The following is a 7,699-nucleotide window of genomic DNA, read 5'->3' as shown; positions in this document are numbered from 1 at the left end:
CATCTTCTTGGTCTTGGTCATGCGGGCGAACTTCGTGGACATCGCGTTGAACGGCATTCCGTAATTCCTCATCTGTTGTCGGGCGATGCCAAGAAGTATTGGGCGAAGAAGAAATGTGGGTCAATGGGCCCCTTTTGCTATTCGTATTCGTACCGACTGAATGGAATGGTCGAGGAATCGCCGTAAAGGAAGAGGAGCGGGCCATGATGTTCTACTAATCGGTTTCATAGTGACGCCCGCCATGTGGTCCACTCCACACGGCAAATGCCTTAAATCCACACAAGAGTGGCGTAAGTCATGTGGCCTGCGGCACATTAAGGGCGCCCTATTCGCTCACCGTAATTCCGAATAAACACGCTGTACGGGCAGCGGTGCGGCGGGCTGTCGGTGCGAATCGGTCGGCGCTCGCGGCCTGTGGCGACCACTGCAGCCCGGCGATGGTTTCGGCGATCGGTGCGGTACCGGCAGTCGTGATCGCCGCTGCCATCGCCGCGGGCGACCGCCTCCGGCCGCGGGCTGCGGGAAGAGCTGACCCGAACGGAGAAAACGCCCAGGTCGATCCGCGTACCATCTTTGGGGCCGACTTGGGTCCGTGGACCCAAGCCTCGTTCCGGCGCGCTCATTACGCTCGTGCACGACCAACCGTGAGGCATGTGATGGCGCCGCCCCGAAGCGGCAATCCGGCGTGCCTGCGCGCACGAAGAACTTCACGCTCCATTCGTACTGGCGAGGTGCCCCCACACCGATGAGGTGAAGCGTCGATGAGTGACGGATTTTTCTACTCGTACCACCTTGGCTGGAGTCGCCCCGATGCCGAGTCGCTGCTCGGTGATCTCGATGCGGCCGGACTGCGGATCACCCACCCCACCACCCGGCGGATCACCCTCGTCACCCCGGGGTCCGGGCCGGTGATGACCCAGTCGTGGGTGACCAGGGAGCAGCTCGCGCTCCTGGCGGGCCTGCAGCGGCTCGACGAGATCGGATTCCTGCTCTGGGTGAAGCGCGGCGCGGAGATCCAGGTGTGCATCCGCCGCACACGGGACGGCATCGTCTCCCTCGGATTCGGGCTGTACCGGCTGTCCCGGGACGAGCAGGAACTGGCCGTACGCGCGATCAGGGAGGCGATCGGCAGGGCGTCCCTGCTCTGCATCGGCTTCGTGGTCGACCGGGAGGGTGATTCCGCGGCGACCGACTGGCGGGCGGTCATCGTCAACGGCACGACATTCTTCGAAAGTTGGCCCGACACCCTTGCCGTGCGGCATGAGATCGCTGACATGCAGCCGCAGTTGTCACGTGTGACGCCCTTCGAGCAGTCGCCATGGGTGCTGTTCGGGAGTGAAGTCCCCAGCAGGTAGGACGCGCAGGCCGGGAGGCCGGGGCCGGGTTTGGGCCCTGGGGTCCATGCCCTGGACGGGGCGATGTGGTCGGGTGAATGAAGTGGCCCAAGTCTGGTCACACGCCGACCAGTTGGGGGACTCGTCGTGTCTGGCGCAGGCGGAATGGCAGTTCCGGGCGGCGCCGGCGGCGGCGTCTTCCTGGCCCGTTCCGGCAGGAAGTCGCTGCCGCGCCCGCTGCAGGCGGTGCTGATTCTCGTCCGGACGCTGTTCGTCTTCGCGGTCCTGGGTGGCATCGGCGTGCTCACAGTGGCGTCGTCGATCAACGAGGTCGACGGAAGGCTGATCGGACTGCTGCTGTACGCGGCACTGCCGAGCGTCTTTGCCTTCGTGCTCTCGCTGTACCTGCGTACCGGCGGCATATGGATCTGGCGCGGGCTCCTCGCCGTCCACGTCTGGCTCACCCTCGGCGCGCTGGCGACGCTGGGCGCGGGCGGTGGGCGCGGGGCGACACAGCTGGTGATGCCGGTCGTGATCGTTGTCCTCCTGTTCCGTCCGTCCTCCCGAGACTGGTTCGAACTCCCCCTGGAGCGGCGGAAGCCGCACCGGCCGTTCAGCATCGCCCGGATGATCAAGTGGCGCCGGGACGGCGGCCAGACCGCCATGGAGTACCTGGGCATGGTCCTGGTGGTCGTGGCCCTCATCGGCGGGCTCGTGGCGACGGGGATCGGCGCCCAGCTGACGGGGGAGATCCGGAGCGCGATCTGCCAGCTGACCGGCAGTGCGTGCCCGGCACCGGGCGGCGACGTGGAGGCCGGGGGCGGCACGACCGGTGGGGGCACGGACTCGGGTGGCGCGGTCGCCGGCGGGGGCACGGGACCGGGCGGGTCGGCCGCGTCCGGGGGTTCGGACTCCGGCGGGTCGGACTCGGGGCGTGCCCGGGCCGGTGTTCCGGGCGGTGCACGCAGTGCCCGGAAGCGGGCGCCCGGGTGACCCGTGAATCAGCAGGGTCCGACAGCCGCAGCCGCTGTCAGACCCAGCCCCGCATCGCCGCGAACCCGACCAGCAGCCCCACCGCGAACACCCCCAGCACCACCGCGAACACCGCGGGCATCAGCACCGGACCCCAGGCCCGCGGCCCGGCGACCGTGGCGCGCCTCTCCGGGTCCGCCGGATCGTACGAGACCCGGACCGGCGCCCCGACCTCGAAGCCGAAGGGGCCCGGCGCATGGTCGACGAACTCGACCTCGCGGCCGTCGAGGGTGCGGAACGCGAACACGTACTCCGTCGCATAGCTCCGCTCCCGGTCCGCCCCCCGGTCCACGACCCGGCGCTCCGCGCACCGCCCCTCGGCCCGCTCCCCGTGCCGCACGAGGCTCAGCACACGGCTCAGCCGCAGCGCCGACCGTACGGCGAACGCACCGAGGAACAGGCCGAGCAGCAGCAGGAAAGTGGCGGTCCCGCCGGGCAGTACATCCATGAACGCCAGTCCTCCGCCCGCTACTTCACGGTGATCGAGTCCACGAACGCGTCGAGGTCCTGAGCGCTCAGCGAGCCCTTCACCGCATTGATCCGGATGGCGAACGGTACGTCCTTCGAATCGACCCCCGCCACCACGACCCCCGTCATCCGGGTGCCGCTCGCCGGCGTCTGCTCCTTGCCGGACGAGGTGAACTCGTAGTCGATCCGACGCGCCTCGCGGGCGCTCTCCTCGCCCGCGAGCCGCACGTCGGTGGTGCCCTTGCGGGTGGCGCCGAGGCCGATGCCCGCGCCCGCCGCGGAGGCGGCCTCGCCCGCGTCGTCGATGCCGGTCGCGAAGTCGAGCTGGACCGAGACCATGCCGGTGCGCAGCCCGCCCTCCTCCTTGAGCGCGACGGCCGCGTTGTTCTTGTTGCGGTCGGCGGCGGACTGCTCCTTGTAGCCCTTGTCCTCGGGGTAGCCGACGGACACGCTCTTGGTGTCGAGCGTGCCCCAGCCGTCCGGGACGGCGGCGGCGTCCGAGGAGCCGCAGCCGGTGAGCAGGGTGAGACCGAGGGCGGCGGCAACAACCGCGCCGGACGTCCGGGACTTCCTCACTGCCGTCATCGCCTTTCGTTGTGCGGGGTGCTGCGTACCGGGCTCACTTCGCGCAGTAGCTGTACGGGAGGAACGTGCGCTTGTCGCCCTGCGGAGCTCCGAGGAACCGCGCGTCCGTCAGTGTCTCCTTCTTGTGCTCGTCCGAGAGGGAGAATCCGAGGCTCATGCCGAGCGAGACCTCGAAGCCGAACTCCTGGGCGTCCGTCTCGCCGTGGTACCGCATCGTGCTCGACAGACCGTCCTGGAACATCATCCGGTCGAACGGGTCGGTTCCGTCGGGCTTCTGCTGCAGGGACTTGTCGCCGAACATGTACTCGAACGGGGCGGTGTTGTTGCCGCTGCCGTCCAGCCACTGCTCGGCGATGGCCCGCTTGTCCTCGGTCGCCTTGTCGGTGTCCTTGCCGAAGACGATCGAGTTCGTCTGGACCTCGATGCCCGTGTCGCCGGACGAGTCGGTGGCGCCCGCCTTGCCGCCGCGCTTGTCACCGTCCTTCTTGCCGTTGTCGCCCTTGGCCTCGCCCTTGTCGGAGGTGGAGCCCGTCTCGACCGTCTTCGTCATGTCGATACGGACGATCTTGCCGGTCTTCTGGTCACGGGTGACGGTGATGGCCCCGGTACGGGTGTCCTTCGCGCCGGACGTACCGGTGAGCGGGCCGGCCGAACCGCTGACCTTGCCCTCCAGTTCGAGCTTGGCGGTGTACGTGTACGACTCGTTGCCGTTGACGTCGTCCTTCGAGATGGTCACCTCCGGGGAGAACTTGACCTTGCCGCCGAGCTTCGCGCCGAGCTGGGACTCGTCGCCCGCGCTGATGGCCAGACCGCCGTCCGCGTACACATTGAGGCCGATCGTCGAGTAGGAGATCTTCTTGTTGCCGATCTGCTTCTCGACGTCCTTCTTCTTGTCCGCCCACTTCATGCCCGAGTACCAGTTACCGCCGTAGGCGCCGCTGTACTTCGTGGAGGCCTCCCACATCTTCATTTCCTCGATGTCCTCCCGCATCTTCTTGGCGTCCTCCTCGCTCTTGAAGACCCAGGTGTCACCGTTGGTGATCTTGACACCGCCGCCGACATCGACATTCGCCTTGCCCAGCTTGCCGAGCTTGAAGCCGGGGGTGCCGGCGGTGGCGCCGACGGACGCGGCGTCCGTGAACGTCATGTAGACCAGCTTGTCGTTCTCGTCGACCTTGCCGTCCCCGTTCACATCCGTTTTGGCCTGGCTGACCTTCTGCTGGAAGCCGTACTCGTTGCCCCACTCGAACCAGCCGATCTTGACCTTGTCACCGACCGTTTCGGAGACGCTGGAGATCTGGCAGAGCTTGGGCTCGTAGTCGGCATCCGTCCTCGGCTTCGCGACCGGGTTGTCGCCACCGGTGGTGCATCCCCCGGTGCCGCCACCGAGCGAACTGATCGCACACCGGATCCGCTCGCCGATCTGACCGCCGACACCGGCCATCGCCATCGCGCCGATCATCGTGACGACGAGGACGATCACCCCGAGGTACTCCATCGCGGTGGCGCCGCTGTCCCGCCATGAGTACGAGTTCGGGGTGACGGACTCCGTGCTGTCGTCCTCCTCCAGCAGCCGGGCGACGGCCAGCCCGGCGGCCGAACCGGTGACCAGCACCACGAGCGGCATCAACACGCCCTCGACGCCGACGAGATGCCACGAAACGAAGAGGCCGTACGCGAGTCCGGCGACCGGCACACCCAGGGCGGCGGTCAGATACACCGGGCGGGACTCCCGCTGCTCCTCGGGCAGGACGCGGGCGGCGGCCAGGACGGTGAGCAGAGTGGTGATGACGCTGGGCACATGCAGCAGGCCCAGCCGCCAGGTGAACTCCTCGAGCCGCTCACCGGTGGCGAGGGTCTCCACCAGCCCGCGGCTCACCAGGAAGCCGGCGACGATGTAGACGAGGGCGCCGACGGCCCAACTGCGCGTCAGCGCAAAGAACGCACCGCCGCTGCTCGTGCCGGAACCACCACCCCCGCTCCCCGGCGGTATGTGGCCCGCGCCTCCGCTTCCCCAGCCCCCGCCACCAGTCACGGTTCTCCCTCTCCGACGCCCACTTGCCATGCCTGTGCCCGCAGTTCCGCATTCGGGTGTGGGCGTGAGCGTACGGCCGTACGGGCTGGGTGACCTGGGCCCTCGGCCCCAAAGTCGGGCCCAACGACGGACGGTGCCCGGCCCCGCCCGCGCGGGTGCGCAGGGGAACCGGGCACCGCGGGAGAGGCGGCGCGGGTCAGTCCAGGCCGTCCGCGAACGATCCCGCTCGTTCGGCGACTTCCGGCCTCCGGACCCGCAGCACGGCGAAGCCGACGACGCCCGCGACCAGCGCGCCGACGAACACGCACGGCAGCACATTCAGCGGCCAGGCCGGGGCGGGACACAGGTTGCGGTAGAAGACGTAAGCTCCGCCCGTAGCCGGGCCGGGCCGGGCCGTGGCCGCAGCCCGGCGCCGCTGCCCGGCCCCGTGGCGGGTGGGGCCACCCGCTGCGGAGATAATCGGCAGCATGTCCGACGACGATCCGGCCGCTCAGGCCACCGCCCCCGCACAGTAGCTCGTGCGGCAGCCCGTCCAGCCAACGCAGCCGCAGCCCCCCGTGCGCGGCCGCCTCGCCATGGCCCTCGCGGCGGCGGCACCGGCCCTCGGGGCGTACGCGGCCGTGCGTCTGATCGGTCTCGCCGTCTTCGCCGCCGCCGCGTCCCACGCCGACAAGAGCGCCTTCCATCTCCTCGGCGAGCGCTGGGACTCCGTCTGGTACCAGCGGATCGCCGAGAACGGCTACGGCTACACCGTCACCCTCCCGAAGGGCGGCGCCCACTCCGACCTGGCCTTCTTCCCCCTGCTGCCCGCTCTGGAGCGCGGCATCGCCGAGCTGACCCCGCTCTCCCTCGCGGGCGCCGGACTGCTGGTCGCCTGGGCCGCCGCGCTCTTCGCCGCCTGGGGGATCTACGCCGTCGGGGCGCATCTGTACGGGCGCCGGGTGGGGGTGGTGACGGCGGCGCTGTGGGGCGTGTACCCGACGGCGTTCGTGCAGTCGATGGCGTACACCGAGACACTGTTCACCGCGTTCGCCGCCTGGGCGCTGTACGCCGTACTGACCCGGCGCTGGATCGTGGCGGGCGCCCTGTGCGTACTGGCCGGGCTGACCAGGCCCACCGCGGCTGCGCTCATCGCCGCCGTCGCGATCACCGCCGCGGTCACGCTCGTGCGGGAGTACCGGGCCGGCCGGACGGACGGCATCGTCCGCCGCAACGCACGGATGCTGACCGGTACCGCACTCGCACCGCTGGGCTGGCTCGCGTACGTGGTGTTCGTCGCCGTATGGGAGGGCAGCCCGTTCGCGTACTTCGACGTCCAGGCACAGTGGGGCAACAGCATCGACGGAGGCGTGGCGCTCGCCTCGTTCATCTTCGGACTGCCGCTGCCCGCCGCGCTCGGGCTGTGCGCGGCGCTGGTGGGCCTGGGATGGGTGGTGTTCCTGTGCGTACGGCAGCGCCAGCCGCTCCCCGTACTCGCCTACTGCATCGCCGTCGTCGTCATCGCGCTGATCGGCTCCGGGTACTTCGGGTCAAGGCCGCGGCTGATGATGCCCGCGTTCCCGCTGCTCCTCCCGCCCGCCGTCGCGCTGCTGTGGCTGCGCACCACGGCCCGCACGGCCACGGTCGTCGCCGTGCTCGCGGTGGCCTCGGCGGCCTACGGGGCGTGGACGCTGCTCGGCTCCGGCCCGCCGTGAGCGCGAGCCGGAGTGTGAGCCCGGTCAGGGCCGGGGCAGGTCGGCCCGGCCGCTCTCGCACGTGAGGGCAGCCCGGCCCCACACCTCAGCCCCGGCTCTCCTCCGTCTGGACGATCCGCACCCGCGCCCCCGGCCGCAGCCCCCACTTCTCCATCGTCCCGGCCTCCGACTCGATCACGTGCCGCGACCGCAGCCGCACCATCCCGAGCCGCCCCGGCTTCATCGTGTGGACCGCCACGACGTTGAATTTCCGGTCCAGGTACGCCACATCGATCGCGAACCGCATCCGGAACGTGTGCACACTCCCGCACGGGGTGATCATCAGCGCCCCGTCGATCCCGCCCTGGCCGAGCAGCCCCTTGGACCGCGCCCGGTACGAGGCGGCGATCCGCAGCGGCACCTCCTGCTCCGGCCCGCCCTCCCGGTCCGTGACCGTCAACGTCCCGTTTCCATTGCGCCATTGACCCATGGCCACGACCGTAGCGCCCGGTGACCGCCGCTGGGCCCGGAACCGAACGCCGTGGGCCCCTGGACCCATGACCCGTGCGAGT

The 7,699-nt window shown here is 69.7% G+C and carries 8 protein-coding genes; 3 read left to right on the top strand and 5 right to left on the bottom strand.

Features of this window, described 5'->3' with window-relative positions:
• Positions 1-761: 761 nt before the first annotated feature.
• Both ACGFSA_RS30815 and ACGFSA_RS30810 read left to right on the top strand, forming a co-directional pair.
• Complete coding sequence (locus ACGFSA_RS30815; protein WP_393309326.1) at positions 762-1,355, top strand: hypothetical protein; 594 nt, start codon at positions 762-764, stop codon at positions 1,353-1,355.
• Positions 1,356-1,499: 144 nt separating this feature from the next.
• A complete protein-coding gene (locus ACGFSA_RS30810) occupies positions 1,500-2,327 on the top strand; it encodes a hypothetical protein (RefSeq protein ID WP_393309325.1) in 828 nt (275 codons plus the stop codon).
• Between the two features lie 37 nt (positions 2,328-2,364).
• Here the strand turns inward: ACGFSA_RS30810 and ACGFSA_RS30805 are convergent, their stop codons facing one another.
• The 4 genes from ACGFSA_RS30805 to ACGFSA_RS30790 all read right to left on the bottom strand — a co-directional run bounded on the left by ACGFSA_RS30805 (position 2,365) and on the right by ACGFSA_RS30790 (position 5,923).
• Entirely contained in the window at positions 2,365-2,814 is a 450-nt protein-coding gene (locus tag ACGFSA_RS30805) for a DUF3592 domain-containing protein (RefSeq protein ID WP_393309324.1), read from the bottom strand.
• 20 nt (positions 2,815-2,834) lie between these two features.
• On the bottom strand, positions 2,835-3,419 hold the full coding sequence (locus tag ACGFSA_RS30800) for a hypothetical protein (protein ID WP_393309323.1): 585 nt from the start codon (positions 3,417-3,419) through the stop codon (positions 2,835-2,837).
• Between the two features lie 34 nt (positions 3,420-3,453).
• Entirely contained in the window at positions 3,454-5,454 is a 2,001-nt protein-coding gene (locus ACGFSA_RS30795; protein ID WP_393309322.1) for a hypothetical protein, read from the bottom strand.
• A gap of 196 nt (positions 5,455-5,650) precedes the next feature.
• Positions 5,651-5,923, bottom strand: a complete 273-nt coding sequence (locus tag ACGFSA_RS30790) for a hypothetical protein (RefSeq protein WP_393309321.1) — start codon at positions 5,921-5,923, stop codon at positions 5,651-5,653.
• Between the two features lie 106 nt (positions 5,924-6,029).
• Here ACGFSA_RS30790 and ACGFSA_RS30785 point away from each other — a divergent pair, with 106 nt between their 5' ends.
• A complete protein-coding gene (locus tag ACGFSA_RS30785) occupies positions 6,030-7,148 on the top strand; it encodes a hypothetical protein (protein WP_393309329.1) in 1,119 nt (372 codons plus the stop codon).
• Positions 7,149-7,233: 85 nt separating this feature from the next.
• Here ACGFSA_RS30785 and ACGFSA_RS30780 read toward each other — a convergent pair whose 3' ends face one another.
• The gene (locus ACGFSA_RS30780; RefSeq protein WP_393309320.1) at positions 7,234-7,617 is read right to left on the bottom strand and encodes a DUF192 domain-containing protein; all 384 of its coding nucleotides are present in this window, start codon (positions 7,615-7,617) and stop codon (positions 7,234-7,236) included.
• Positions 7,618-7,699: the final 82 nt, after the last annotated feature.

The organism is Streptomyces sp. NPDC048496 (assembly GCF_043200055.1).
In the GTDB taxonomy this organism is placed as follows: Bacteria; Actinomycetota; Actinomycetes; order Streptomycetales; family Streptomycetaceae; genus Streptomyces.
Note: the sequence above shows the minus strand (reverse complement) of the source record. Positions and strands in the feature narration are given on the sequence as shown.

Excerpts from the sequence above, each read along its gene's own strand:
- ACGFSA_RS30785 (WP_393309329.1), top strand. The coding sequence starts at position 6,030 with ATGGCCCTCGCGGCGGCGGCACCGGCCCTCGGGGCGTACGCGGCCGTG.
- ACGFSA_RS30805 (WP_393309324.1), bottom strand. The coding sequence starts at position 2,814 with ATGGATGTACTGCCCGGCGGGACCGCCACTTTCCTGCTGCTGCTCGGC.
- ACGFSA_RS30790 (WP_393309321.1), bottom strand. The coding sequence starts at position 5,923 with ATGCTGCCGATTATCTCCGCAGCGGGTGGCCCCACCCGCCACGGGGCC.
- ACGFSA_RS30815 (WP_393309326.1), top strand. The coding sequence starts at position 762 with ATGAGTGACGGATTTTTCTACTCGTACCACCTTGGCTGGAGTCGCCCC.
- ACGFSA_RS30810 (WP_393309325.1), top strand. The coding sequence starts at position 1,500 with ATGGCAGTTCCGGGCGGCGCCGGCGGCGGCGTCTTCCTGGCCCGTTCC.
- ACGFSA_RS30780 (WP_393309320.1), bottom strand. The coding sequence starts at position 7,617 with ATGGGTCAATGGCGCAATGGAAACGGGACGTTGACGGTCACGGACCGG.
- ACGFSA_RS30800 (WP_393309323.1), bottom strand. The coding sequence starts at position 3,419 with ATGACGGCAGTGAGGAAGTCCCGGACGTCCGGCGCGGTTGTTGCCGCC.